The 22457-nt window shown below is 38.6% G+C and carries 28 protein-coding genes; 15 read left to right on the top strand and 13 right to left on the bottom strand.

Annotated features, from left to right (window positions below; genetic code table 11):
* Window positions 1-244: 244 nt before the first annotated feature.
* From A33Q_RS12525 to A33Q_RS12505, 5 genes are all read left to right on the top strand, one after another.
* Window positions 245-622, top strand: a complete 378-nt coding sequence (locus tag A33Q_RS12525) for a hypothetical protein (protein WP_009036428.1) — start codon at window positions 245-247, stop codon at window positions 620-622.
* A 162-nt stretch (window positions 623-784) separates the two neighbouring features.
* On the top strand, window positions 785-1471 hold the full coding sequence (locus A33Q_RS12520) for a hypothetical protein (RefSeq protein WP_009036429.1): 687 nt from the start codon (window positions 785-787) through the stop codon (window positions 1469-1471).
* A 391-nt stretch (window positions 1472-1862) separates the two neighbouring features.
* Window positions 1863-2699: a DNA damage-inducible protein D gene (gene dinD / locus A33Q_RS12515; protein ID WP_009036430.1), complete on the top strand. Its 837-nt coding sequence runs from the start codon at window positions 1863-1865 to the stop codon at window positions 2697-2699.
* A 336-nt stretch (window positions 2700-3035) separates the two neighbouring features.
* Window positions 3036-3395: a GrpB family protein gene (locus A33Q_RS21575; protein ID WP_009036431.1), complete on the top strand. Its 360-nt coding sequence runs from the start codon at window positions 3036-3038 to the stop codon at window positions 3393-3395.
* A 200-nt stretch (window positions 3396-3595) separates the two neighbouring features.
* On the top strand, window positions 3596-4102 hold the full coding sequence (locus tag A33Q_RS12505) for a hypothetical protein (protein ID WP_009036432.1): 507 nt from the start codon (window positions 3596-3598) through the stop codon (window positions 4100-4102).
* Window positions 4103-4378: 276 nt separating this feature from the next.
* Here the strand turns inward: A33Q_RS12505 and A33Q_RS22600 are convergent, their stop codons facing one another.
* The 3 genes from A33Q_RS22600 to A33Q_RS12490 all read right to left on the bottom strand — a co-directional run bounded on the left by A33Q_RS22600 (window position 4379) and on the right by A33Q_RS12490 (window position 6208).
* Window positions 4379-4774, bottom strand: a complete 396-nt coding sequence (locus A33Q_RS22600; protein ID WP_009036433.1) for a GNAT family N-acetyltransferase — start codon at window positions 4772-4774, stop codon at window positions 4379-4381.
* Between the two features lie 284 nt (window positions 4775-5058).
* Window positions 5059-5247 (bottom strand): hypothetical protein, encoded by a 189-nt coding sequence (locus tag A33Q_RS12495; RefSeq protein ID WP_152527408.1) that lies wholly within the window; start codon window positions 5245-5247, stop codon window positions 5059-5061.
* The gene (locus A33Q_RS12490) at window positions 5228-6208 is read right to left on the bottom strand and encodes an AAA family ATPase (RefSeq protein ID WP_009036435.1); all 981 of its coding nucleotides are present in this window, start codon (window positions 6206-6208) and stop codon (window positions 5228-5230) included. The genes A33Q_RS12495 and A33Q_RS12490 overlap by 20 nt, the downstream gene beginning before the upstream one ends.
* A 142-nt stretch (window positions 6209-6350) precedes the next feature.
* On the opposite strand from A33Q_RS12490, the gene A33Q_RS12485 reads away from it, so the two are divergent.
* Genes A33Q_RS12485 through A33Q_RS12475 form a run of 3 tightly spaced genes read left to right on the top strand, consistent with a single transcriptional unit; the run spans window position 6351 to window position 7608 of the window.
* The gene (locus A33Q_RS12485; RefSeq protein ID WP_009036436.1) at window positions 6351-6569 is read left to right on the top strand and encodes an exonuclease domain-containing protein; all 219 of its coding nucleotides are present in this window, start codon (window positions 6351-6353) and stop codon (window positions 6567-6569) included.
* 40 nt (window positions 6570-6609) lie between these two features.
* Window positions 6610-6807, top strand: coding sequence for a hypothetical protein (locus A33Q_RS12480; RefSeq protein ID WP_009036437.1), 198 nt, complete (start codon window positions 6610-6612; stop codon window positions 6805-6807).
* A 9-nt stretch (window positions 6808-6816) separates the two neighbouring features.
* Window positions 6817-7608 (top strand): hypothetical protein, encoded by a 792-nt coding sequence (locus A33Q_RS12475; RefSeq protein ID WP_009036438.1) that lies wholly within the window; start codon window positions 6817-6819, stop codon window positions 7606-7608.
* A 26-nt stretch (window positions 7609-7634) separates the two neighbouring features.
* On the opposite strand, the gene A33Q_RS12470 is transcribed toward A33Q_RS12475, so the two are convergent.
* The 3 genes from A33Q_RS12470 to A33Q_RS12460 are packed head-to-tail and all read right to left on the bottom strand — an operon-like array spanning window position 7635 to window position 9331.
* Entirely contained in the window at window positions 7635-7832 is a 198-nt protein-coding gene (locus A33Q_RS12470; protein WP_009036439.1) for a hypothetical protein, read from the bottom strand.
* A 5-nt stretch (window positions 7833-7837) separates the two neighbouring features.
* Window positions 7838-8077 carry a hypothetical protein gene (locus tag A33Q_RS12465; RefSeq protein ID WP_009036440.1) on the bottom strand — a complete coding sequence of 80 codons (240 nt, stop codon included), beginning with the start codon at window positions 8075-8077 and terminating at the stop codon, window positions 7838-7840.
* 18 nt (window positions 8078-8095) lie between these two features.
* The gene (locus A33Q_RS12460) at window positions 8096-9331 is read right to left on the bottom strand and encodes a cysteine peptidase family C39 domain-containing protein (RefSeq protein WP_009036441.1); all 1236 of its coding nucleotides are present in this window, start codon (window positions 9329-9331) and stop codon (window positions 8096-8098) included.
* Window positions 9332-9762: 431 nt separating this feature from the next.
* On the opposite strand from A33Q_RS12460, the gene A33Q_RS12455 reads away from it, so the two are divergent.
* The 3 genes from A33Q_RS12455 (at window position 9763) to A33Q_RS12445 (ending at window position 11697) form a co-directional block, all read left to right on the top strand.
* The gene (locus A33Q_RS12455; RefSeq protein ID WP_009036442.1) at window positions 9763-10623 is read left to right on the top strand and encodes a hypothetical protein; all 861 of its coding nucleotides are present in this window, start codon (window positions 9763-9765) and stop codon (window positions 10621-10623) included.
* Window positions 10624-10917: 294 nt separating this feature from the next.
* A complete protein-coding gene (locus tag A33Q_RS12450) occupies window positions 10918-11190 on the top strand; it encodes a hypothetical protein (RefSeq protein ID WP_009036443.1) in 273 nt (90 codons plus the stop codon).
* A 9-nt stretch (window positions 11191-11199) separates the two neighbouring features.
* The gene (locus tag A33Q_RS12445) at window positions 11200-11697 is read left to right on the top strand and encodes a hypothetical protein (RefSeq protein WP_040490425.1); all 498 of its coding nucleotides are present in this window, start codon (window positions 11200-11202) and stop codon (window positions 11695-11697) included.
* A 2-nt stretch (window positions 11698-11699) separates the two neighbouring features.
* Here A33Q_RS12445 and A33Q_RS12440 read toward each other — a convergent pair whose 3' ends face one another.
* The 3 genes from A33Q_RS12440 to dcm are packed head-to-tail and all read right to left on the bottom strand — an operon-like array spanning window position 11700 to window position 14524.
* Window positions 11700-12473 (bottom strand): HNH endonuclease, encoded by a 774-nt coding sequence (locus tag A33Q_RS12440; RefSeq protein WP_009036445.1) that lies wholly within the window; start codon window positions 12471-12473, stop codon window positions 11700-11702.
* A gap of 21 nt (window positions 12474-12494) precedes the next feature.
* Entirely contained in the window at window positions 12495-13220 is a 726-nt protein-coding gene (locus A33Q_RS12435) for an Eco47II family restriction endonuclease (RefSeq protein WP_009036446.1), read from the bottom strand.
* A gap of 35 nt (window positions 13221-13255) precedes the next feature.
* Window positions 13256-14524, bottom strand: coding sequence for a DNA (cytosine-5-)-methyltransferase (dcm, locus tag A33Q_RS12430; protein ID WP_009036447.1), 1269 nt, complete (start codon window positions 14522-14524; stop codon window positions 13256-13258).
* 341 nt (window positions 14525-14865) lie between these two features.
* Between dcm and A33Q_RS12425 the strand changes: the two genes are divergently transcribed.
* Window positions 14866-15102 carry a hypothetical protein gene (locus A33Q_RS12425; protein ID WP_009036448.1) on the top strand — a complete coding sequence of 79 codons (237 nt, stop codon included), beginning with the start codon at window positions 14866-14868 and terminating at the stop codon, window positions 15100-15102.
* Window positions 15103-15129: 27 nt separating this feature from the next.
* On the opposite strand, the gene A33Q_RS12420 is transcribed toward A33Q_RS12425, so the two are convergent.
* Window positions 15130-15336, bottom strand: coding sequence for a helix-turn-helix domain-containing protein (locus A33Q_RS12420; protein WP_009036449.1), 207 nt, complete (start codon window positions 15334-15336; stop codon window positions 15130-15132).
* Window positions 15337-15474: 138 nt separating this feature from the next.
* On the opposite strand from A33Q_RS12420, the gene A33Q_RS12415 reads away from it, so the two are divergent.
* Genes A33Q_RS12415 through A33Q_RS22195 form a run of 3 tightly spaced genes read left to right on the top strand, consistent with a single transcriptional unit; the run spans window position 15475 to window position 16321 of the window.
* Window positions 15475-15918: a hypothetical protein gene (locus tag A33Q_RS12415; protein WP_016255204.1), complete on the top strand. Its 444-nt coding sequence runs from the start codon at window positions 15475-15477 to the stop codon at window positions 15916-15918.
* Complete coding sequence (locus A33Q_RS12410) at window positions 15915-16172, top strand: hypothetical protein (RefSeq protein WP_009036112.1); 258 nt, start codon at window positions 15915-15917, stop codon at window positions 16170-16172. Before A33Q_RS12415 ends, A33Q_RS12410 begins: the two co-directional genes overlap by 4 nt.
* A 5-nt stretch (window positions 16173-16177) precedes the next feature.
* Entirely contained in the window at window positions 16178-16321 is a 144-nt protein-coding gene (locus A33Q_RS22195) for a hypothetical protein (protein WP_009036113.1), read from the top strand.
* Window positions 16322-17190: 869 nt separating this feature from the next.
* Here A33Q_RS22195 and A33Q_RS12400 read toward each other — a convergent pair.
* The 3 genes from A33Q_RS12400 to A33Q_RS12390 form a co-directional block, all read right to left on the bottom strand.
* Window positions 17191-17676 (bottom strand): very short patch repair endonuclease, encoded by a 486-nt coding sequence (locus tag A33Q_RS12400; protein ID WP_051394852.1) that lies wholly within the window; start codon window positions 17674-17676, stop codon window positions 17191-17193.
* Window positions 17677-17755: 79 nt separating this feature from the next.
* Complete coding sequence (locus tag A33Q_RS12395) at window positions 17756-21052, bottom strand: VPS10 domain-containing protein (protein ID WP_040490424.1); 3297 nt, start codon at window positions 21050-21052, stop codon at window positions 17756-17758.
* 214 nt (window positions 21053-21266) lie between these two features.
* On the bottom strand, window positions 21267-22397 hold the full coding sequence (locus A33Q_RS12390; RefSeq protein ID WP_009036117.1) for a metallophosphoesterase: 1131 nt from the start codon (window positions 22395-22397) through the stop codon (window positions 21267-21269).
* Between the last annotated feature and the right edge of the window lie 60 nt (window positions 22398-22457).

Below are 22457 nucleotides of genomic sequence, written 5' to 3'. Positions count from 1 at the left end.
TATGTAGGCGGATATTCATATTCTGAAATAAATAGAACCAAAGATGCAAGTTTAAACTTGATTTTAAATGGAAAGATTGAAGCATTTCAGAAAGTGGAAGCACATTTACGAATGTTAGAACAAGAACTTGCAAACTCAAAAAAATAGTACATTAAAATATTATTGATTCATTACCGGATTTATAATAGGAAGAATTGAGAATACTGCGGACAAAGTATGATAACCTTTTAAAGAAAAGAAACAGATGAATTTGGAACAAGAACAAATCAAGCTAATTAAAATAATCAGAATCCCAATTACCGACATCAAGTTCTCTGCCGGGTACTGTAACTTGTACAATGAGAATCATATGATTGGTGTCTTGCCCACATTTGAGATTAAAGGAATCTTGCACTATGACACAAATGAAGATTCTCTATCTAAACTTGACTGGAAAAATATTTACTTAGATAACAGGGATCTATTGACCGAAAAGATTAAAGATTCTCTGGATATAAAAGAAATCAAGGTTACAATAGGGACATTTAGACGACTCTATGTTCGGGACTTCAAGGACAATTTGATAGGAGCCTTTGAATGTATTTATGAGAATGACTCGTGGAGAGTAGATAAAGAGGAGTAAAAAAACAGCACCAAATGAGTAAAACATGGTTGGAGCGCTGTGTAAATTTTTAGTTTGGTTTTCTTAATTTCGCAAATGCAGATGAGACAAGATGCACCTTCGAAAACCCATCCACTTTTCATACAAAAAAGTTAGCAGTAATACCACAGAACCCTCAATTATATGACAGTTATTGACCTTGACAGCTTAAATGGGATTCCATCCGAATTTCTTGAGAGACTGCAAAACTTTGACTCTGAATTTCAAAATAATAGATTCTTAGAAAACCTTTTCAGCAATTCCGATATTTCCAATCTGATTGAGGAGATCAATAATTATTGTTTAAAAAATCAAATTTTTGGATATCACTATACCAGAGCGATTCCTAATGAAATACAGATGAAAGGATTAACTTGTAGGAAGGGAGACGATATTAGGAATTCTTTTTTAACCAATTTTGGACACAACTTTACACAGGAAGAATTAGCTGAAATAAAAAAAACTTGGTTTAATCATTTTGACGCTCAACAGAAAAAATCGAGAGACAGTCGCTTATTTTTCAATTTCACTACAATTGCATTGAAAGAATTAGGTGCTGAACCTTTGCTTTCAAATTTTGGAGGAGAACAGATTTATATGCCAATTCAGGAATTAAAAGGGATTGGTGCCAAAATAAAAAGTTTAGGCAAACCTTTAATACTAAAATGTAAACTTGACCCAAACAAAATAGAGACTTTTTATGAGCTACCTTGGGGCAGAATTGCAGTTTCAAAATATCATTGTAAAATTAATCCAAAAGCAAATCAAGATGGTTATCAATTTATTGATGTGAAACCGGAAAATATTGAAATAATTGAGTATTTGGAATAAAGGCACTACCGTTAATATTTAGCCCCCTTTGGTTCAAGACTTAGTCTTGGACCCTTACCCTTGCAGTCTTGGACTGCTTATTCCTTTAAAGTCTTAGACTTTGATTGCCAAAAGCTCCGGATTCCGGGGCTATTGTAGGTTTTTAAAGGTGAAATTACCCTGTACAGGGTATTTTATTTTTAGAATTAGATTAATATTTTAGTAATCAGAATTTTGTCATTTTAAGATGTGAATCAGAAGGAGAAGATTTTGAGGGGAAATTATCTGGAATTTAAGTCGATCTAAAATGAATATTTGGCTGAGGAGGATTTGATTTGGAATTGTAGACAGCCTGTTTGCTAATTGGCTTCATCAAAAATTAAATATCTGTGGTGTTTTAAAATATTGATTTATGAAATCAGAAGAGATAAAAGCACTTTTTACGCAATTTGAATCAGCGGCATCTGAACTGGAAGGTGTGGAATGTTGGAGTGCCCGAGAATTGCAAGATTTGCTGGGTTACAGCAAATGGGAAAATTTTGAAAAAGTCATCCAAAAAGCCAAGGATGCCTGCAGAAATGCAGGAGAGGAAATCGAATACCATTTTCCTGACGTCAGGAAGATGGTCAAAATTGGCTCAGGAGCTGAAAAAGAAATAGATGACATTCTATTAACCCGCTATGCCTGCTATCTGATTGCCCAAAATGGCGATAGCCGAAAGCAGGAAATTGCATTTGCCCAAAACTACTTTGCTATACAAACCCGCAGGGCTGAATTGGTGGAGGAAAGGCTTTTAGAATTTGAACGCATAAAGGCAAGAGAGAAACTAAGCCAAACAGAAAAACAACTTTCGGGTATTTTATATGAAAGAGGAGTGGATAATCAAGGGTTTGCCATTATCCGCAGTAAAGGTGATCAGGCTCTTTTCCGCTTAAATACTCAAATGCTGAAAAGAAAAATGGGAGTGCCTGATAGCCGACCAGTTGCTGATTTCTTACCTACCATTAGCATTAAAGCCAAAGATTTGGCTGCTGAAATGACAGGTTTAAATGTGCAAAGCAAAGACCTTAAAGGACAAAGCAAAATTGAAAAAGAACATATTGACAACAACTTGGCTGTAAGAGATATGCTGACCAAAAGGGGTATTGTTCCTGAGAATTTACCTGCTGCCGAAGATGTAAAGAAGCTACAGCGGAAATTGAAAGGGGATGAAAAGAAAGTGTTAAAAGACACGAAGAAGAAAAAATAATCCATTTTGTAAGCACCCCTCTAGGTGTAAGCCTTTAACTATACCTTCTTATCCTTGGAATTTGCAATTCCGCACTTGATTGATGTCTTGCTTCAGTGGTGGGTTTTTACAGATGCTTATCGATACTAAGGCCCCCCTTTGGTTCAAGACTTAGTCTTGGACCGTTTACACTAGCAGTCTTGGACTGCTTATTCCTTTAAAGTCTTAGACTTTGATTGCCAAAAGCTCCGTGATTCGGGGCTATTGTAGGTTTTTAAAGGTGAAATTACCCTGTACAGGGTATTTTTTGGGAGAGAGGAAATGGGTAGGTTTGGTAATTCAGAAATAGACGCCACTATGGCATCTATCAATCCGAGTTGGAATGCTCCACGCCATAATGGCGTGAAGGAAATCGTTAGTGGCAAGCTGATTAAACCAAAAAATGAAATGGAGAAGAAATTAGAAAATCTAACAAAACAAGAGTGGGACACATTGTTCCCTGTTGAGTTAGTTTCTCATAACCCTATGTGGAAGAATATTTATGAAAAGGAAGAGCGGAAAATCATTGAAAAACTTGGTTCTGAGACTATTATCAGAATAGAGCATTTTGGAAGCACTTCAATTCCAGGGATAAGAGCAAAACCTTATATTGATATCATTATTGAAATTCCTAAAGACCGACTTTTTGATGAAGAAATAATTAATGGGTTGTTTTAGACTTTGGTTGTATTTAGGAACCCCACTGGTTCAAGGCTTAGTCATGGACTCTTACCCTCGAAGTCTTAGACATTATTTGTAAATAGCTCCGGAATCCGGGGCTTTTTTGATTTATATTGGTGAAATTACCCTGTAGCGGAATGCTTTTCTATAATGTTTTTTATAGGTTTAGTACCAGCTTAAACCAAATAAAAATCACCATGTATTTATTCGATGATCACTTACATAATTTCGCAGTTTGGACAGCGGCTAGGGCAAGCCAAAGGAATTTCACTACGTTGGTGAATATAAAGGTGGCTATTGAAAAGACGGAACTAAGAGATTTTGTCAACGGTTTCCCAAAAAGTCTTACTCAATCAAATTTTGACCTTTTTCATAGAGCAACTGCATTAAAGTTAATTTCCGAACTAAAAGAACTGACCGATAAGAAAGTAACCTATGGCAGAGTGGCCAAGATTATTTCAATTTATCTTAAGACCTCTGTCATTATACCATTAAAAGGAGAAGGTCAAGTCTGCGAACTGATCCACCCCCCAATTGACAGCATCTTATTAAAGACAATTTACAAAGAAACAAAAGACAGTTTTTATAAAGATGTTAAATGGACTGAACTGGATTTTGATAACTATTGGAAGCTAGTATCACACCTTCGATCAAAATTTGGCTTCTTCAATTGGAAATTGGAATCACATTGGAAAGCAGGGTGAATAACTGTAATCGGTAATTAGGGCTAAACTAGTTTCGGTTAATAAGAATTTTCCATATTTGGCAACAAGAATGCACCACCGATAATCCCTAAGGGGCATGCCACTTAGGGATTTTGGACTATTTTGCTAGTCCACCAAAACTAGCATTTTATGAATGTATATTTGAACAAATTTATGGTTAATTACGAGATTCACCGCCTCCTGGATATTCCGGATGTTGACCCCTCTAAAAATGGGTTTGGTACTGTAATTTGTTTGACTGACGAATTTACAATTTTAGATTGATTTTTGCCAATGATAACCAATATCACAGTAACCATTAGACTTCCACCAACTGTTAGAGTTCAGAACAGGATCAAGAATAATTTTTTTGGTTCCTTTAGATTTAACAAAATCTTCAAGTTGGGTTAAAAAAACTTTGCCCATCCCTTTTTTCCTAAATGGGACCAGAATTTCAAAAAGAACGATCTCAGTAAAAGATGAATTGAAATGTATTAAGGAATAACCAACAATTTGAAGGTTTTGCCTATAGACAACAGTTAATTCATCCTCCAAATTTGATCCCAATTTGTAAGAGCTAGCCGCTAGGGTGGATTCCTCTGAAGTTTCTTGATCTTGAATTGACTGCTTCAGTTGTTCAAGTTCCTTGGTTGAGAAATTTATGTCTAGCATTATTTGGAATAAGTAAATGAGGTTGAACTATTCAAGGATACCACGAATCCAAAGTTTAACTTAGTTGAAAATTTAACGACTTTGAAGTAATTTTTGATAGAAATTTATCAGACTTAGCGATTGACACATTGAATCAACTTAGATTATACAATACGGTTCGATTTGTTCCAATTTCAGGTTAAGGATACCCTGCTACTTTGGAAGATCATGTTTTACCCGCTATATCATCTTATAAAAAAGATATATGGCCATCATCCTTGATCCAAAGGACATAAAACAAATTTTTAATAATAATCCTCCTTTTCAAATTCAAGTGCAGGATCACAGACAGTCTCAACAGCAGAGCCATATAGGATAAAACCTACAATAGGCGGAGGGGGTACGCATTCAATGGGTTTTTGGTTGGAAATATATTCCTCTCTGAGTTTCATCAGTAACCTACCCAAAGCATTTTTACCTTTTACCATTGTCATTGTAGTGATGTGAATGATACGTCAAACACTCATCTACAATTTTTTTGATATTAACTTCAGGAAGTGCTAGGATATACTTCCTTTGAATGTCCAACACGAAATCTTCCACCTCAGAAAAACTTAATCCTTCCAGCTTGGACGCTATTGTAGGTAAAGGGTATTGTAAAGAATATTTGGCCTGATTTTCAAAATTAGAGAGCCATTTTTCTATTAATGGCCTAGTAGGCTTGTTCAATTCAAGTTTGACTTGAAATCGTCTCCACACTGCCCGATCTAAAAGTTCCGGGTGGTTTGTAGCAGCGACGACAACCACATAAGAGGGTAGTCGATCTATTTGCATCAGTAAGGAACTGACTACTCTTTTGATTTCACCTGTTTCATGCTGGTCCCCTCTTTCTTTGCCAATGGCATCAAATTCATCAAAAAACAGGACACATTCCTGCGTCTTCACAAAGTCAAACATTTGCTTCAGTCGAGAAGCTGTTTCACCCAAATAGCTACCTATGATTCCATCGTATCTAATCACATAAAATGGAATCATCAATGCATGGGCGATTGCCTCTGCCAAAGAAGTTTTTCCATTTCCAGGTGCACCGGTAAGAAGGATACGGTTTCTAGGTTCAAGGTTGTAAGACCTTAAGATATCCGCCCTGAATTGCTCCTGAATCAATTCATTTACTTTTCCATGGTTTTCATCGGTGAGGATAAGATCATTTAACTTCCTTACAGGATTTATTTGGAAAAGTAGGTTTTCGAATTTTTGCCCAAGCAATTTGGGGTTCATCGATTTATTTTGATTGACCTCAGGTGATCGGAGGATAGCTTCCAATTGATTGGCCAGAACATGGTGTTGTTTACTTTTTTCTTCTGCAATAATTGATTCAGAGACTCTTGTAAAAAGTCCTAAATCTCCTGATACCCCTGCTTTGATCAACTTAACCAATAAATCTGCCCTTGCCATAATTAATTATTCTGCCTGCAAAGAAAAATGTTTCATTTACAATTCTCAATTTAAGGAGTTAATCATTACTAAAAAATACCCTGTACAGGGTATTTTTCCACCTGGATAAATTGTTTAGACTTGTTTTTCAAACATTTAAGCCATGGACAACCACTATTTTGCGATTGATGTGGAAACGGCAAATGCGGATTACAGCAGTATCTGTCAGGTCGGAGTTGCTGAATTTGAAAATGGGACCATCCTAAGAACATGGAAAACTCTTGTAAATCCCGAACAGTATTTCGATCAGTTTTTTGTGAATATTCACGGGATTGATCAGGAAACTGTCAAGTTCTTATTTAGAATATTTAGGATTTATTAATATTTTTCACTTTTTTAGGATTAAATACGTATAAAAAACTATGAGCTGGTCAAAACGAAATATTACACTTAGACATTCTGACTCCCCCCTTACCAGTAAGCGGGTAAAAGTTATTTTGAGTGATCCTGAGGATTCGGCCAAACTTGCTGCCGCGGTAAGGGCTCATCGGAAAAATAAAAGTAAACCATTTAAAGTCAGCGAAGCTACAGCTGATTTATTGAAAAAAAAGGGTTCTTAGACAATTGAAATGAATATTGCTTTTTCGACTTTCCTGATTTTGATTTTTTTACTCCCTGGGATTTTTTTTAGGAGATATTATTATGCCGAAGAATTTTCTAAGGAGTATGTCAAAGAGTCTTTTTTTGAGATTCTGTTTTCAGCTTTTGTACCCAGCCTGATTTTTCAATCGATTTGGTTCTATTTATCTAAACTCCTTGGGTTTCCAGTTGATCTTGAAGTAATCGGGAATCTTTTGGCTGTAAATCCATTACCATCTTCATTTCAAAATGTTTCTGAAAGTTCTGCCCAAATTATTTTTTATCATTTCAGTATCATGATTGCGGCCTCTTTTGCAGGCCACTATATAAAACAAGGAGTGAGGCTAAATAAGTGGGACAGAAGATTTAAGGATTTACGATTTCAAAATTCGTGGCACTATGTTTTGAAAGGCGAATTTTTTGATTTTCCAAGATCATCTTATGATCTTGAATTGGATAATGTAGAAGATATAGAGTTAATTTTTGTTGACGCTTTGGTCAAGACTCAAGAAGGGACTGTGATTTATGATGGGATACTGGTTGATTATGAGCTTTCTAATGATGGAGGTTTGGAATATATCAGCTTTAAAGAAGTGCAAAGGAGGTTTATGAAAGATGACTTCAAGGAAGAAAACAAATGGGAGTCTAAATCAAAATATTATCAAATTCCAGGACATATACTTGTCATGAAGTATTCAGAAATCATCAATTTGAATTTTTCGTATTATAAGTTGATCTACGATGAAAAAGAATCCAAATATGATTTAGAATTGGTAAAATAAAAAAAGGAGCATAAAGCTCCTTTGGATTAAGTTAGGATAATTGATTTGGCAGATATTCCTGATTTTGACTCTTTTATCTGGAATTCCCGCATCATTTCTTCAAGTTCTAAATTCATGGCATTTATTGTTGCCATTCCCATAGTCGTGTTGACAACTTGCACTTTCTGATCATCTCTCATTTTTTTGAGGATTTCTTGAGTCTTGCTGTTGTTTCGATTTACCATAATTGTTAAAATCCGTCCAGGTTGTTTTTGTATATGCAAAAATCATTCAATTCCATTGGGAAATTCACCAATTCGTTATTGTTTTCGTCCCAAAGTAACATCTTTTTTTGATATACTGATAATATCAGGGGTTTGTTGTTATAAATATTTGCTTCAGTGGCATCCAGGATTATCAAGCCTTCAGCCATGTGCTTTTTGATTTTTTCTTGGGTGGAAAATTCAGCAACCCATATAAATTTGGGCATTAAGCTTTCCAAGACTATTTACTTGATATCTTTGTTCCATGTTTTGTTTATCGCAATTTCATTTTTAAAGGAACGACTAGAAGTCAGGAAAATGCGGATATATACGGCGTCACCGATTTCTTTGATTTCATTTTCATAAAAGAAGTTCAGAAATTTTATGATAAAGTTCTTGGCTTCATAGGCTTCAAGGTAAACTTTCGAGTATAATGGAACTATGAAGTGAGAAATCTGGCAATCCTCCCAATCTGGCTTTTTGTAATGATTAAATGGTTTTTTTAATTCAGCAAGTTGGTAAGGAGGGTGATTGTCATCGATAAATACATATTTTCTTTCTAGATTGCTGTTGAATATTATAGGGGTTCCCTGTATTTGGATGATTCCTGAAAGGTCAAATTTTAAATTGTCAACATCATTTGCTTCTCTGCCTATACAAACCACGGCATGTCCGATTTTTTCAGAAGAGACACTAAGGATAATCGGAATACCACTCTCCATATAAATAGCCAGAAGATTTAAAAATTGATCTTCAAATTGATCTTTAGAATATATTCTGGTCCCAAACCCAAATTCCTTTAACGCGAATGACAATTGAAGTATATCTAACCCATTAGATGGCATCTGTCTTTCAAAAGAAACCTTTTTCAGGGTATCATGAATTTTGGAGGGTAATGTCGGTTTGTATTCCGGGTATTTGATTCCAAAGTATTCCATTACTGCCCATAAGGTTGTTTCAGCACAAGAAATGGTTTCGGCATCTTGTGAAGAATATGGAAATGCTTCAACGGTCATTTTTATGCCATTTATAGCACAGGGGATAGGGGCTTTACAGATTAATAGATTATTGTTTTTATATGCTTTTGGTGAAATGGCTGATCTTCCTAAAAGCTGAGGAGTAATAGGTCTGATAACGAAAAATCCAAGGAAGTTTGACTTTACCTTTTCAATTTGCTCACTATCCCTAAAGTCTTCTTCAGAAACCTTATACGAAAACAATGAAACCCTAATACAATCTCTATAATAAGGATAAAGCTTGGAGGAAAAATAATTATAAAAACTGTCTCTAAAAACCTTATCGGTGTAGGGGTATTCAATTAACAAAACAATGTTTTCAATAAGTTGGTCCAAAAGGGGGGTTAATTGTTTCTTGAGACAGCTTTGAGCTGTTTCATTATCAATTTGATATTCTGTTGAAAGGTAAATTGAGAGTAGTTCCAGTATATTTTCCTTGCAGGTAAGATTTTTCTCTATGTACATGAAACAAATTTTTTGTGATCAAAAATTATTTGAATATAAAAAAAATCCCAATTTACGCCACTTGGCAGACTTAATTCTTTCATTATAGTATTCTCTAGTTGGCGTTTTTCAGCACGCCCTAAATAGCAAGAGCTGCCAGCCGAAGTACTGTCTCAAGGAACAAGCAATTTTTAAATGTTTATTCATTTAACATTAGCGATAAGAGGGTTCCAGGTTTTATTAACTGCAGCCATATCTTCACTCTGGCGCGAGAATTTTTGTATGTTGAAAGTGGCTTAATTGGCCGGATTCTATTTTTACCAGGGATAAACACAGTCGATTTTAGGTTTTAGAATTCAGGTTTGGGTTACACTGCTATTTATAGAGGACTAGTATCTTGTTGTTTCTTGTTAGTTGGTTGTATATTTATTTTCAGATAAAACAAAAGTGTGATGGACTTAGAAGAACTGAATCGGCAGATAGCAAAATTAATGGAAGAACAAAACAGGCGCGCTGTTCCTGAATTTGAGGGGTATTCTCCTTATGAGATGAATAATATCTTGCATGATACATTTGGCATAAATAGTCCTATTCAATTACAAAAGCTGAGCTCTGAGGATTATGATCAGATTCCGATGCTTCAGCAGGTCAAATACTTGTGTAACATCATTGACAAGTCAGGTTCCCTAAAACTCACAGCTAAGGGATTTTTGCCAACAAAAATTGTGGCTGAGCTTTATGCGCAAGAGTTTATCAAAGATGATTTTATTGATGATGCCCATTATAAACTCTACAAGGAAACAGACTCTAATTCCATTCACTTGACGAGGATATTGATAGAGCTGACAGGGATTGCCAAGAAGCGTTTGGGAAAATTATCGCTTACAAAAAATGGTCAGAAGGTATTGAAAGACGACTTTGAGTTATTCAAACTTCTGTTTGATACTTTTAGGAATAAGTTCAATTGGGGTTATTTTGATGGATATGATGAAAGGCCGATTGGTCCTTTGGGGTTTGGATTTACTTTGATTCTATTGTCCAAGTATGGAGAACAGCCACGTTCTGATTTTTTCTATGCGGAAAAATATTTGAAAGCTTTTCCCGCTTTGCTCGAAGGACTAAATCCCGGATATACTACTGTGGAGGATTATGGTGCAAGTTGTTATTCGATTAGAACCTTTGATCGGTTTATGAATTATTTTGGTTTGGTAGCGCTCGAAAAGGAAGGTGCCATCATCAAGAGGATCGCCACTGTCCAAAAAACCCCACTGCTGGATAAGTTATTTAAGATTAAGGCGCCGGTAGGGAGGTAGTAGGTGGGTATGTGAGTATTCCAATACAAAGTTAACTAGTTAAGAGGTTAAACCACGTGTTATAACTTCGGTCTCCACCACTAAACCGAATGTAATCAGCAAATAGAACTACATCATTTTCGGTAAATAAGAATTTACCATTTTTGGCAACAAGAATGCACCGCACTAGATGAGGCATGAGAGGGCATAGAAAAAGGGCTCCTTACTTTCAGTTGGCCACTGATTCTCTTTGTATTTACTTTTTAAATGGTAATTGGCTACAAAGCATGGTATCTTGAGGTTTAAATACTGTTTATGGAAGCAAATCAAACCTGTCCTATCTGCAAAAATGAGGTCTCCTTTTCATCCCGCTACCCTAGGTATGTCTGCTTGGACTGTACACCCAGGGCCACGGATAAGGAGGGCCGGAAGGTAGACTTTTTCAATACCTCCTTTACCGGTCATGGCTGTGCCGGGGAATACTGTGATACCCAAGAACCCTATGACAGCAATATCTGCTATATTGACGGCGTCCCCTGCTATGCCGAAGAAGCCCATTTTGGTGGGATTGTGGTGAGGGTGGTGTGATTTAATATTATGGAAAAGAAAGATAAAATAAAAGACTTAATGTTTAACTCATTTGAGATTGATGGTTTTTTTAAAGCCCTGGAGTTGCAGTATGGTAAAAGAATTCCACTTTATCATGCTACGGACATATCATCCTATGAAATGATTAAAAAGGAAGGCTTGGTTTTGAAAGAAGGGAAAAACTCCTTTCACTGGGGTTATTCAAGCCAACTCTACTTTCAGATTGGAAGGTCTGATTATCTGGATACTTATCGATCAGTTTTGTTAAAATTTAATGCTTCTATAGACTGGTTAGGTCAGTTTGCTTTTGCCGATTTAGACAATGTGATTATCAATGATAAAGACTTATTAAAATTTGGAATTTGCTTAGAGCAAATAACATCTGAGATGAAAGATTTTCTCAAGTATTACATTTGGAATGATTTTATGATTGAGGGAATGGAAATCATGATTATGGATTTGAATTTAGTTGGCATTGGTGAAATTTTTCCTGAGAGGGTTGTTTGATTCTACTTAATAAACCTTGTTTCATAATGATGATTTAAAAAACTTTTATCAGGCAAATATCTACCGGGTAATAAGATTTTTTTGTTTTGATGTTGATTAAAGAATTTAAGATTTGATTCATTTTTTTCATCCTCCATGATTTTGCTTGAAATTAGAATATTGTAGTTCGTATCTATTGTTATTAGACCAAGTTCATATGCCTTGTCATGTAAATAATTTAGACATAAACCATTTCTTGGGTTCATTCTATTTTTTTCATCAACACTCCATGGAACAATATGACCTGCAACCAAAAGACCCGGTATATTGATTCCCGTAATGCAACAAGTGTTTTTGTATGATGCTAGTATGGTTTTTCTGAAGAAATTTTGATTCACTCGTGTCTTAACAACCTGTTCCCTAACAAGACCTTCTTTAGGAAGTTCAGAAATATCTATCTCATTTAATTCTTCAACAGGTTTTTGTTCAAGAGTTGCTCTCAATTTTTCACTTTCATAAGCAACATCCTCAAAATTACCGTAAAATTCATTCCAAATTTGCTCATCAAGTTTACTTGTATTTTTTAGCCCACCTACTCCTCGTTCCTGTAAACTAGGGTCAAAACTGCCAAAATTTCCAAGCTTGAAGACAATAGATGACGGAGTCCTTCCCAGTAATTTTGCCAGCTTTATTACGTCCGGATTTCCTTGATGGATTTTGCCAAACTCCAATTTCCAATAAAGGTTAATGGCTAAAATCAATTCATCTCTAGTCCATAGTTTTTGTCCTTTTTTCACTATAAAATGAATTTTGAGTGTCTATACCTCAGAGTCAGAACTTCCATAAGCAAGTTCAAAATACTTGGTCATTATATCCTTGGTGTCAGAATTGATTTCTTTTCCTGTGATATTTTGTATAACAATAGGAAGTATATGATATAGATCAAGTAAGGCATCTTGATCTCCAGTAACAATTTCATAAAAACTTGCTCCATCAATCAGTCTTATTGCTTCGTTCTCCGAATACCTTGCGCCCTTTTCTTTGTCTGATGGAGTGAAATGGATATTTATTCTTGTTGGTTTTTTTGGGATTATGGTTACATAATATGCCGTATATCCTTTGTAGGTACTATATTTATTTCCCACTAAATTTTCCATTGCCTGATAGAGGCCTGACAAATCAGAGCCTTTAACCGTGTTGTATTTATTTTTTATTTCTGCAATGATTTTCTTTTCATGATTCACAAGATCCATGATTTTACCAGTTTCCAAATTATCCCAGCCTTCTACTCCACCAAGAATGATTTGATGGAAATCACCGATATGATTTTGTAGAGATTTCTGTGCTTGGCGCGTTTTCTCTGCCACCAACCATTCTTCATGAGAGATGTTAAACCCTGCGATTTGGAACATTGCTGAAAATGGATCGAGAACATTTTTGTTGAACTGGGTTTCGGATTTTTTGAGCGATTTTTCAGCAACAGATATGAGTTTTTCTACAGTACTGAAAAGATGATCATCTGAAATCCAAGAGAGTAATCCCATGTCGTTTGTATATTATTCCACAAACTAAAGAAACTCTATTGTTTTGCCAAATTATAAGTCTTTTTTGAATTATTAGAATTGCTAGAATAGTACTCATTCAAAAACTTCACTATGGCATAACCCACTTCTTGGCCTAAGTTGACGGGTACAGCATTTCCGATTTGCTTGTACTGCTGAGCTAAGGAACCAGCAAATTCCCAGCTATCTGGAAAAGTTTGGATACGGGCATATTCACGGACTGTAAAAGGTCTTGTTTCTTCTGGATGGCATCGCTCTGTTTGCTTTTGGGCAGGGCTACACGTCAAAGTCAATGAGGGTTCATCCCAGCCAATCCTTCTTGCCATGCCCGTTTTGCCTCCCCCTAAGTAAAAACTTCCTCCCATATATTCTTTTTGGACGTCTTCTGGAAGGTCTCGCCAATATCCTTTTTGTGGGATCATGTCAAGTACTTTTTTCTTGTAAGCAGGATATTTTGCACCAGGTGATTTTGGCACATCTTTATCAAACAGAGGGCCTTTTTTCAAGGCATCTTCTAAATTATAGATTCTTTTATGTGGTTTTGGGTAGTGAAAATCAATATAGATGTCTTTTCTGATCCCAACCAAAATCAATCGCTCTCTTTTTTGAGGAACCCTGTAATGGATAGCCTTTAAAACTTGAACAGGAACTACTCTGTAGCCAATTTCATCCAAAATGGAAATCATACCTTGCAAGGTTTTACCTTTTTCGTGGCTCAATAATCCTCTCACGTTTTCACCTATACAGATGGCTGGATTCACTTCTTGCACCACCCTAGCGAATTCATAAAACAATGTTCCTCTGGCATCATTAAGTCCAAGTTTCTTTCCTGCATAGCTAAAAGCTTGACAAGGAAAGCCACCTGTGACCACATCCACTTTGTTTCTGTATTCTGAAAAATCAAACTCTTTGATATCTCCTTCCAACACATTCCAATGTGGTCTATTTCTTCTCAAAGTTTCACATGCCCACTTGTCAATTTCATTCAATCCGACACATTTAAGTCCTGCTTTTTCAAGACCTATTCCAAGTCCACCTGCTCCTGCAAAAAGTTCTAGGACTGAGTATTCATGTTTCGGTTCGGCATAATTAGAGACCTCGTCATCTATTACCTCATCAAAGAGGCTACCCATAAGTAATTGCACATCGGATTTTCTGTAAACTCTATAGTTAGAAACAGGCTCTCTGACAGCATTTAGAATACCTTCTTTATCCCATCGTCTTAAGGTTTCTTTGCTTTTTCCTACTAAGTCTGCTGTTTCTGCAAGTGACAAATATTCTTTCATGGTATTTAGAAGATTTTAAGTAGCCTTAGTTGGTTTCAAGTAAGTAAAGCAAAAGGTAAGGTTTTGTTATTCCGTCAATTACATAACCAAATTATCAAACCTTACACAATGGTTACAAATATAAAGTAATAAGTTTTCCAAAAGTTATAAACTGATAGAATTTTTGACCGTAAAAATTTCAAAAACTAGATAAATGACGCTAATTGTCTCAGAAATATTTTCTCTTGTCTCAACGTCCAAATCTAATTCGGATACACCAAATGAATGTGACAACTTATGTCAATAATTTGCTTCTGACTTAAGTTAGAAATACCTTTATAGCTATTAAAGAAAAAGCTAAGATGAATAAGATCACTGTAATCAACACTGAATACATCACACCATCAAGAACTTTAGAAATCATGGCATTGGAGAATTCTAGAAGAAGACGGTGTGTATTTGTTTACAATTATGAAGGAACCCACTTTAGATTTTTTGATACCTTGCACAGCGTACTTGAATTTTTTCAATCAGGAAAAGATAAGAGTGTAAGCTTTAATACAGAGGCTGAATTAGATCTTTTTCTAGAGAATTATTAGTCTTTACTTAGGCCAGCGTGAACACTTTTAAAATCTTACTAACTCCCCAATCTCTACCCCCAACGACCCGGCCAACTTCTCCATCACCTCCAAAGACACATTCCTTTTGCCTTGCTCTATTCCTGAGATATAAGGACGGTTGAGACCGGACCTATCGGCCAGCTCCTCTTGGGACAGGCCTTTTTCTTTTCTAAGGGTCCTAAGTCTGATGCCAAACTTTTCTTTGATGTCCATAAAATATTTGTGTTCACTATTGTAAACATTTAGAATTTTTTATTATATTAAGATAGTCGGTTTTGTTAATCAAATAGACAAAAAATCAGCATTATATCAAACCAGCGGGGGCAACGCTATAAATTCTGCACCACAATTATGAGACCTACTAAAGCAGGACAAGTGGTCAGATTTCATACTCCTTATCCTGATGAAGACCCGAATATGATTTATCATTTGCTGGATTTTGATGACAGTGGGCGCTTTCCAACCCCACCAGCAGAAATTAAACCGATATTCTCGGATTTCTCTTTTGTTCCGATCAACCGTGTAAGACTTGAAGAATTGGAAGTAGTGGAATTTGACCTCAAGGATCTTTTGGGTTATCCAGTTATGATTCTTAAGGAAGACCAATCTAAGGTTTCAGGTAAAGTGTATCAGCTTTACCAAGATAAAATTGTTCCCGAATTACATGTGAAAAATGGGAAGGGAGTCGAAACTAATGTGAAGCTAACCATAAAGGACGCCTTGGGATCTGTGCATACAGGAATGCTTTTCGTCACACCCGAAGTAAAGTTAGAAAACTTAAGGACAATACTATGATTTCAAAAGTAAAATCAATTCAAGATGTAGAGGCATTTTTTAAGCATTTGCTTGAAAATGAAAGTCTAAATTTTCATCCAGATGACGATTTCAGGAATTACATCCATATGGAAACCAAGCTTCCTTCTTATTCCATAGAAGAAGCCGAGTTCAGAAATAAACTAATGAAAGATTGTTTTAATGTCTGCAAAAGGGAAGGCACCGATATCTATGAAATAGGATCACTTCAATTATTCAATAATTTAAACTTCTAAAAACCATGAAAAAAACAAAAATCAAATCCCTGATCAAACATTTGAAGGATGTCAAGAAAAGAGGAGGAAAATTCGTTCACTATGAAGGTACGCTGATTGTCTTAGAGACAGGTAATGAAATCATAATTTCTACGGAGCCTCAGATGTGAAGAGGGTATTAAAGCTTTCCAGATTCCATTGACATATATAGTGTCAACCGTCATTCTGAGATTTTAAAATTTGTCATTTATAGAAAGGCAATTACAGTTGGTGTACGTCATCCTGAATCGGAGCTTGCGGAGATGAAGGATCTCCTTCCTTTAAGAGTGGGAGATTCTTCACTGCGTTCAGAATGACGGTCCCTTTAATCTATCAATGGTAGTGAGAAACGAACGAAGAATCTCCTGCACTCAAGTCAAAGAGACCCTTCGTTTCACTCAGAGGGACGACCCCTCCATATCTGTCATTGGTCTGAATGAAGCATCTCCAAGGGGTCTATAAATGATAGAATTATCATAAATAGGATTTCCTGAGATCCCTCGTGCCTACCATTGATATAAATCTACTTCAGGTTTAGTTCAACCCCTTTAGGGTTGGGTCTTAACTCTATTTCATGAATTCCCCGGGTTGCTACCCGGGGCTATTTATAGTTTAACCCCTTCGGGGTTTTATTTAATAGTCATACGCTTTCTGTAAATGCCAAATTCTCAGGGTGAAAATATGAGAAATCCTTTTGATTTATAGTGTATTGGATTTTTCAGGGTTTCAAATCCTCTTCATCTGGGTTCGGGATTACAAATCCCGAACAGCGGGAGGCTTCGCTTTGTCATGCCGAAAGCAATGAAACATCTGTTTCCATCCAAAAAGCGAAGCTTTATCTGCGGGATCAGCGAAATCTGCGGGAGAAAAAAGGAGGAAGAACAGAAATATAGTGGATATATGGTAGAAATACGAGGTAATGAGCATTTGAGGCTTCAAGAAAATTTTTGGGATGAGGTATTAATAGCCTCAGGGAAACTGTCCCGAGAATACGAAAAGATCAATTTAAATGATCCACCACCCTCTTCACACACATCCCCAATTCCTTCTTGACCTCAAAATCCCAGAACCTCAGCACGGTCCAGCCTTTGGACTGGTAATAGCGATTTATCTCACGGTCTCGTTGCATATTGCGTTCGATCTTGGGAATCCAGAAGTCGCGGTTGGATTTGATGGTTTCCTTTCTGTTTTCCCAATCGTGACCGTGCCAGAAGGAACCGTCCACGAAAATCACCAGCCTGTATTTGATCAGGCTGATGTCCGGTTTCCCGGGGAGCTTTTGCTTGTTGCTCTTGTAGCGTATGCCCGCATGCCAAAGGGCTTTTTTAAGGAGTTTTTCGGGTTTGGTGTCTTTGCCCTTGATCCTGGACATGTTGAAAGAGCGCTTCTTGGTAGTATAAAACCCTGCATCCTCCGAAAATCTGGGCACCTTGATTTTCGGTTCAGAATAGGGTTTTGCTATAGAGGGCTTAGACTTTTTGGGCATGGATTTGATGAAAGTGAATTTAAGAAAAAAATAGCCCCTCATACCTGAGAGGCCATTTTTCCTTATCAGCCAAATAAAATTATTCATTAGGCCACTTCATACCTTCGATATAAGGGGCACCTGCATTTTTCATTTCTGATGCCATATCTGCCAGCGACTGATTGAGCTTTTTCAGCTCTTCTGTTGCTCTTTGGATTTGCTTATTGGCAATTTGCAGGGTTTGCTTGGAAGTCTCGGTAGGCCCGTAGAGAGAAGTAGAAATACCACGGTTGACTGCGAAAAGCCGCTCGCCAATGGTAGGCGGGGTTTTTTCACCGACCTGTAGTTTGGCCGGATTGCCATAGACCTCCATGTGTAAGTTGTAGAGTTCGGTTCGCAAGTCATGGAGTTTCGCATCTAAAGTGCCTGGCTTGGCCGAAGAATGCTGCAAGGCCTTGCGCATGGCATCCACTGTTTTTATACTTCGGTCTATATTGATGTCAAGGGCTGAGGCATCTTTTGCTGCTGCTTCATACGAACGCCAAAAAGCCGCCACCTCATTTTCCGGAGCTCCTTCCAGTGCTCCCTTATACATTCGCTCAACTTCAAAGGTGATCGGATCATCCAAAGCTGTGGTGACGCCATCTTCACTTTTGTAGAGGGTAGCTGTGTAAGTTCCGGGGGCGACCATCAGTCCCTTGTCAAAGGATTGCCCTCCACTGATGGTCAAAGCCTGTGGTGCGGGATACCGCAAGTCCCATGATATCCGGTGAAAGCCCTTTTTCGATGGGCCCTCTACACGCCTGATTACATTTCCTGAAGCATCTTGCACCAGGATGAAAATTCCGGGCTTTTCCTGAATCTCTTCTGCCGCTCTTTCCTCCCAACTTGGCATCGGCACATCACGCTCTGCTGCTGTAAGGGGTTTTTCTGCAGCTTGTCTTATTTCTGCTTTGGTTTGCAGACCATCTTTCAGGTGGTAGGTAAAAACCGCACCAAAGTCAGGGTTTGGTGCTACATAATAGGAAGAACCCTGCGAGCCTTTTTGGCTGTCGAAATTCAAATGTGAGCGGGGAATATACCACCAGGCTTTACGGGTAGAATAAAGTGAGCCTTCTTTTTGAAGGGAAGCAGTGCTGACTTCTCTTAGGACACTGTAATCATCGAATATGAAAAATCCCCGGCCAAAGGATGCGCCCACCAGATCATTTTCTCTCTTTTGGATTGCCAAATCACGGAAAGAGATCGTAGGAACGCCTCCTTCAAGCTTGGTCCACTGTCCGCCACCATTGATGCTAAAATACAGGCCATACTCAGTAGCGATAAAGAGCAGTTCAGGTTTTACATGATCCTGTACCAATCGCCAAACCATCAGCTTGTCCGGTAGGTTTCCTTTGATCATTTTCCAGGTACGTCCACGGTCTGTACTTTTTACTACGAAAGGACGGTAGTCGCCGTATTTGTGATTGTCCAAAGAAACATATACTGTATTGGGATCATGTAAATCTGCTTTAATGTCATTGATAAAGGCCCTTTCAGGAACTCCCATACTGCTCACTTCTACAGCACGCCAGCTTTTGCCGTCATCTTCTGTGACCTGAAGCAGCCCATCGTCTGTACCTGCGTAGATAAGTCCTTCTACCAAAGGCGACTCGGACAAACTTGTAATGGTTCCGTAATTGGACATGGCAAAAACATCCCATGGGGAGTCCCAGCTTTGTGTGGCCCCCATAATCGGTAGACTCAGGCGATCTTCACCCCGGGTAAGGTCATCACTGATTGCCTCCCAGCTATCGCCACGGTTGTTGGATTTCCAAACACGGTAGGATGCAAAATACAAGCGGCTGGGAGAATGCGGACTCACGTGAATGGGGGCATCCCAGTTGTACCGCTCATGGGGATCATCTTCACCGGCCTGCGGCTGAATATCCACTACTTCCCCGGTAGACATGTCCAATCTGCTGAGTGTGCCCTGTTGGCGTTCGGCATAGACTATATCGGGATTGCCCGGCTCAGTGGCGGTAGCATGACCGTCCCAGTTGAGCACAAGTTTCCAGTCATAATTTTGGATTCCCTGCACATTGTCCGTGCGGGAAGGGCCTCCGTGTGTTCCATTATCCTGAGTCCCGGCGTAGATATTGTAAAATGGCTCGGCATCATCAAGAGAAACTTTGTAGTACTGCGTGACGGGTAAATTGGGCATATAGCGCCAATTTTTGGTGAGGTCAAAGCTTTCATAAAGACCGCCGTCGGTCGCCACCATCACATAGTTGGGGTCGCTTTTCTTGAAAGCCATGCCATGGAAATCGCCGTGGATATGCTCTCTGTTGACAATATGCCAGTTTTTCCCTCCATCTGAAGAGTATTTCATGCTGGCATCCATCATATAGATCAGGTCAAATTGATGAGGAGAGGCAAACAGCTCCATGTAGTAATGTGGACCTGTGGCACTGGCCACCACATCCGATGTTTTCTCCCAATTCATGCCCCGATCAGCAGACCGCCAGGTGCCACCCGTCCTTCGGTCAAGTTCTATAGCAGCGTAGACCACATCCGGTTGCTGCGGAGAGATGGTCAGCCCTATTTTTCCCATTTTACCGGAGGGAAGACCATTGGTCAATTGTGTCCATGTTTCTCCACCATCTTCACTTCTGAAAATACCGTTTTTGACTCCTCCGTCCATCATGGCCGCAACTGTCCGCTGCCGCTGCCAGGTGACCGCGTAGATTCTGTCCGGATTTCTTGGGTCTATGGCGATATCCCCTACACCTGTAAACTGATCGTCACCTAGGGTTCTTTTCCAGTTTTTGCCAGCATCGGTACTTTTGTAAAAGCCTCTTTCGCCACCTGCACTCCACAAGGGACCTTGAGCCGCCACAAATATCACATCGCTGTTGTCCGGATGGACGATGATTTTCCCAATGTGCTCGGAATCTGGTAAGCCACGTTTTTCCCATGTGGTGCCGCCATCTTCTGAGCGATAAATGCCGTCACCAAATCCAAAGTGACGTCCTCCACCTTCTTCTCCCGTACCTACCCAAATGACCATTGGATCCGACGGATCAATGGTTACACAGCCAATTGAGTATGAGCCCTGTTCATCAAAGATCGGGGTAAAAGTCACCCCTGCATTGGTGGTTTTCCAAACGCCTCCGGAGCCGACGGCGACATACCAAGTGCTTTCGTTGGTTGGATCAATAGCCACATCTGCTATTCTCCCTGACATGAAGGCCGGCCCGATGCCACGGAGCTTCAGTCCGCGAAAAGTTGTCTCGGAAAACAGTTCATCTACAGCAGCAGGGGCAGTGCTTTCTCTTCTCTGGGCAAACAACAAAGTGCTTAGCCCACAAAGTATTAAGGTCATGAGCCAAGAAAAATGTTTTGTAGCGTATCTCATAGATTGTTGATTTTGGTAAGACTTATAGTACACTTCTATTAATCTATATCAATTGGTTCAAAAAGTCGCCTAATTTGTGGTAAGCGGTTTGGTGGCATGTTTGGTGTTGAGATTTAACCTCCAAGGATCCGGATACACTTCTTTATTTTTGAGCAAAATTCGCTTTGAAGTAGTGGGAAACAAAGGGAAGTGTCATTGAGGTTAGCTTAGGGCTCTAACCAAAAAACATTTGTTTCAACTCCTCCAAGGCCAGTTCTTCTAAAATTTCCCTTTCCGGACCTTGGTCTTTTTCAGCCCATTTGATCAAACGGATATAACCGTTTTTGATTTCTATTCCTGTAATACTTCCATCATTGTAGCAGCAGCAACCTGCATTGAAGTAGGTGGGTTTGTACTTGGGAAGGGAAGGGTGCACTTCATCACACTGACTGGGGTGTCGGGCTATTCTCTCTTTCAGGTCCTCGACGGCTTTGAAGTCTGCAATTTCTTCCGCTTCCAGCAATTGAGCTCTGAGATACTGAATATGACTGTAAGTATGAAAAATAGGTTGGTGGGTATGCCCGGTGATCAAGACCACATTTTCCTGTTGCTGACTCCATTCGTACATGAGGCGGTTGTGGAGCGTTTTTTCGGCATTGACCAAAGCCGGAGTATTGATATTGATACCCAAAAAACCCTGCAAAGGCCCCCAGATATAGGCTACAAACCAGGCAGAAAACCAATTACCGTCACTTCTCCGGTCGCCCTGATGTCCATGGGTGCAGAAGAGATCTAGGTGCTGCCCATCTCCATAAGCCACACGAACGACAATCCCACCATATATATTGACAGACTGCCCAAATGCCTGCTTGAGATATAAAGGAGCAAAGGGATCCAATTTCCAAAAGAGGTCATGGTTGCCGTAGATTTTATAAAAGGACTTCCGCTTGGCAAACCGGCTTTCGGATTTAAATGTCTTTTTGTTGTGATGGAGGAGAGAAAAAATATTGAATTTCCAGAACTCCTCAGAGTCACCCAGGTTGATATAATTGGCTTTTAACTGATCGTAGAAATCCAGTGCGGCGAGGTAATTTTTTTCAGCAGTCCTAAATTCATCCCTGCTCCCTCTGTTTCCCTTGTGATGATCACTGAAGATGATGAAATTATTGTCCTGAAAATCTTTCTTGTAGAGCGCTCCATATTTGGAGTCAGGATTACTGATGATGTCCTTATACATTTCACTCAGCTTGGCAAAGACCTCTTCCTTTCTTGGGGCAGAGGATACCTTTTTGGCAAAATAGAGTATAGGCCTTCGCAACAAGTAGACTATGAGGGTTTTGATAAGTGAAAGGGTTTTATCGAACATGAATTTTTTCAACTAGACAATTTTAAGAAAAATACATCACTTCCACCTTTTACTTTCTTC

Source organism: Indibacter alkaliphilus LW1 (assembly GCF_000295935.2).
Classification (GTDB): domain Bacteria; phylum Bacteroidota; class Bacteroidia; order Cytophagales; family Cyclobacteriaceae; genus Indibacter; species Indibacter alkaliphilus.
Note: the sequence above shows the minus strand (reverse complement) of the source record. Positions and strands in the feature narration are given on the sequence as shown.

Excerpts from the sequence above, each read along its gene's own strand:
- A33Q_RS12525 (WP_009036428.1), top strand. The coding sequence starts at position 245 with ATGAATTTGGAACAAGAACAAATCAAGCTAATTAAAATAATCAGAATC.
- A33Q_RS12520 (WP_009036429.1), top strand. The coding sequence starts at position 785 with ATGACAGTTATTGACCTTGACAGCTTAAATGGGATTCCATCCGAATTT.
- dinD (WP_009036430.1), top strand. The coding sequence starts at position 1,863 with ATGAAATCAGAAGAGATAAAAGCACTTTTTACGCAATTTGAATCAGCG.
- A33Q_RS21575 (WP_009036431.1), top strand. The coding sequence starts at position 3,036 with ATGGCATCTATCAATCCGAGTTGGAATGCTCCACGCCATAATGGCGTG.
- A33Q_RS12505 (WP_009036432.1), top strand. The coding sequence starts at position 3,596 with ATGTATTTATTCGATGATCACTTACATAATTTCGCAGTTTGGACAGCG.
- A33Q_RS22600 (WP_009036433.1), bottom strand. The coding sequence starts at position 4,774 with ATGCTAGACATAAATTTCTCAACCAAGGAACTTGAACAACTGAAGCAG.
- A33Q_RS12495 (WP_152527408.1), bottom strand. The coding sequence starts at position 5,247 with ATGACAATGGTAAAAGGTAAAAATGCTTTGGGTAGGTTACTGATGAAA.
- A33Q_RS12490 (WP_009036435.1), bottom strand. The coding sequence starts at position 6,208 with ATGGCAAGGGCAGATTTATTGGTTAAGTTGATCAAAGCAGGGGTATCA.
- A33Q_RS12485 (WP_009036436.1), top strand. The coding sequence starts at position 6,351 with ATGGACAACCACTATTTTGCGATTGATGTGGAAACGGCAAATGCGGAT.
- A33Q_RS12480 (WP_009036437.1), top strand. The coding sequence starts at position 6,610 with ATGAGCTGGTCAAAACGAAATATTACACTTAGACATTCTGACTCCCCC.
- A33Q_RS12475 (WP_009036438.1), top strand. The coding sequence starts at position 6,817 with ATGAATATTGCTTTTTCGACTTTCCTGATTTTGATTTTTTTACTCCCT.
- A33Q_RS12470 (WP_009036439.1), bottom strand. The coding sequence starts at position 7,832 with ATGGTAAATCGAAACAACAGCAAGACTCAAGAAATCCTCAAAAAAATG.
- A33Q_RS12465 (WP_009036440.1), bottom strand. The coding sequence starts at position 8,077 with ATGCCCAAATTTATATGGGTTGCTGAATTTTCCACCCAAGAAAAAATC.
- A33Q_RS12460 (WP_009036441.1), bottom strand. The coding sequence starts at position 9,331 with ATGTACATAGAGAAAAATCTTACCTGCAAGGAAAATATACTGGAACTA.
- A33Q_RS12455 (WP_009036442.1), top strand. The coding sequence starts at position 9,763 with ATGGACTTAGAAGAACTGAATCGGCAGATAGCAAAATTAATGGAAGAA.
- A33Q_RS12450 (WP_009036443.1), top strand. The coding sequence starts at position 10,918 with ATGGAAGCAAATCAAACCTGTCCTATCTGCAAAAATGAGGTCTCCTTT.
- A33Q_RS12445 (WP_040490425.1), top strand. The coding sequence starts at position 11,200 with ATGGAAAAGAAAGATAAAATAAAAGACTTAATGTTTAACTCATTTGAG.
- A33Q_RS12435 (WP_009036446.1), bottom strand. The coding sequence starts at position 13,220 with ATGGGATTACTCTCTTGGATTTCAGATGATCATCTTTTCAGTACTGTA.
- dcm (WP_009036447.1), bottom strand. The coding sequence starts at position 14,524 with ATGAAAGAATATTTGTCACTTGCAGAAACAGCAGACTTAGTAGGAAAA.
- A33Q_RS12425 (WP_009036448.1), top strand. The coding sequence starts at position 14,866 with ATGAATAAGATCACTGTAATCAACACTGAATACATCACACCATCAAGA.
- A33Q_RS12420 (WP_009036449.1), bottom strand. The coding sequence starts at position 15,336 with ATGGACATCAAAGAAAAGTTTGGCATCAGACTTAGGACCCTTAGAAAA.
- A33Q_RS12415 (WP_016255204.1), top strand. The coding sequence starts at position 15,475 with ATGAGACCTACTAAAGCAGGACAAGTGGTCAGATTTCATACTCCTTAT.
- A33Q_RS12410 (WP_009036112.1), top strand. The coding sequence starts at position 15,915 with ATGATTTCAAAAGTAAAATCAATTCAAGATGTAGAGGCATTTTTTAAG.
- A33Q_RS22195 (WP_009036113.1), top strand. The coding sequence starts at position 16,178 with ATGAAAAAAACAAAAATCAAATCCCTGATCAAACATTTGAAGGATGTC.
- A33Q_RS12400 (WP_051394852.1), bottom strand. The coding sequence starts at position 17,676 with ATGCCCAAAAAGTCTAAGCCCTCTATAGCAAAACCCTATTCTGAACCG.
- A33Q_RS12395 (WP_040490424.1), bottom strand. The coding sequence starts at position 21,052 with ATGAGATACGCTACAAAACATTTTTCTTGGCTCATGACCTTAATACTT.
- A33Q_RS12390 (WP_009036117.1), bottom strand. The coding sequence starts at position 22,397 with ATGTTCGATAAAACCCTTTCACTTATCAAAACCCTCATAGTCTACTTG.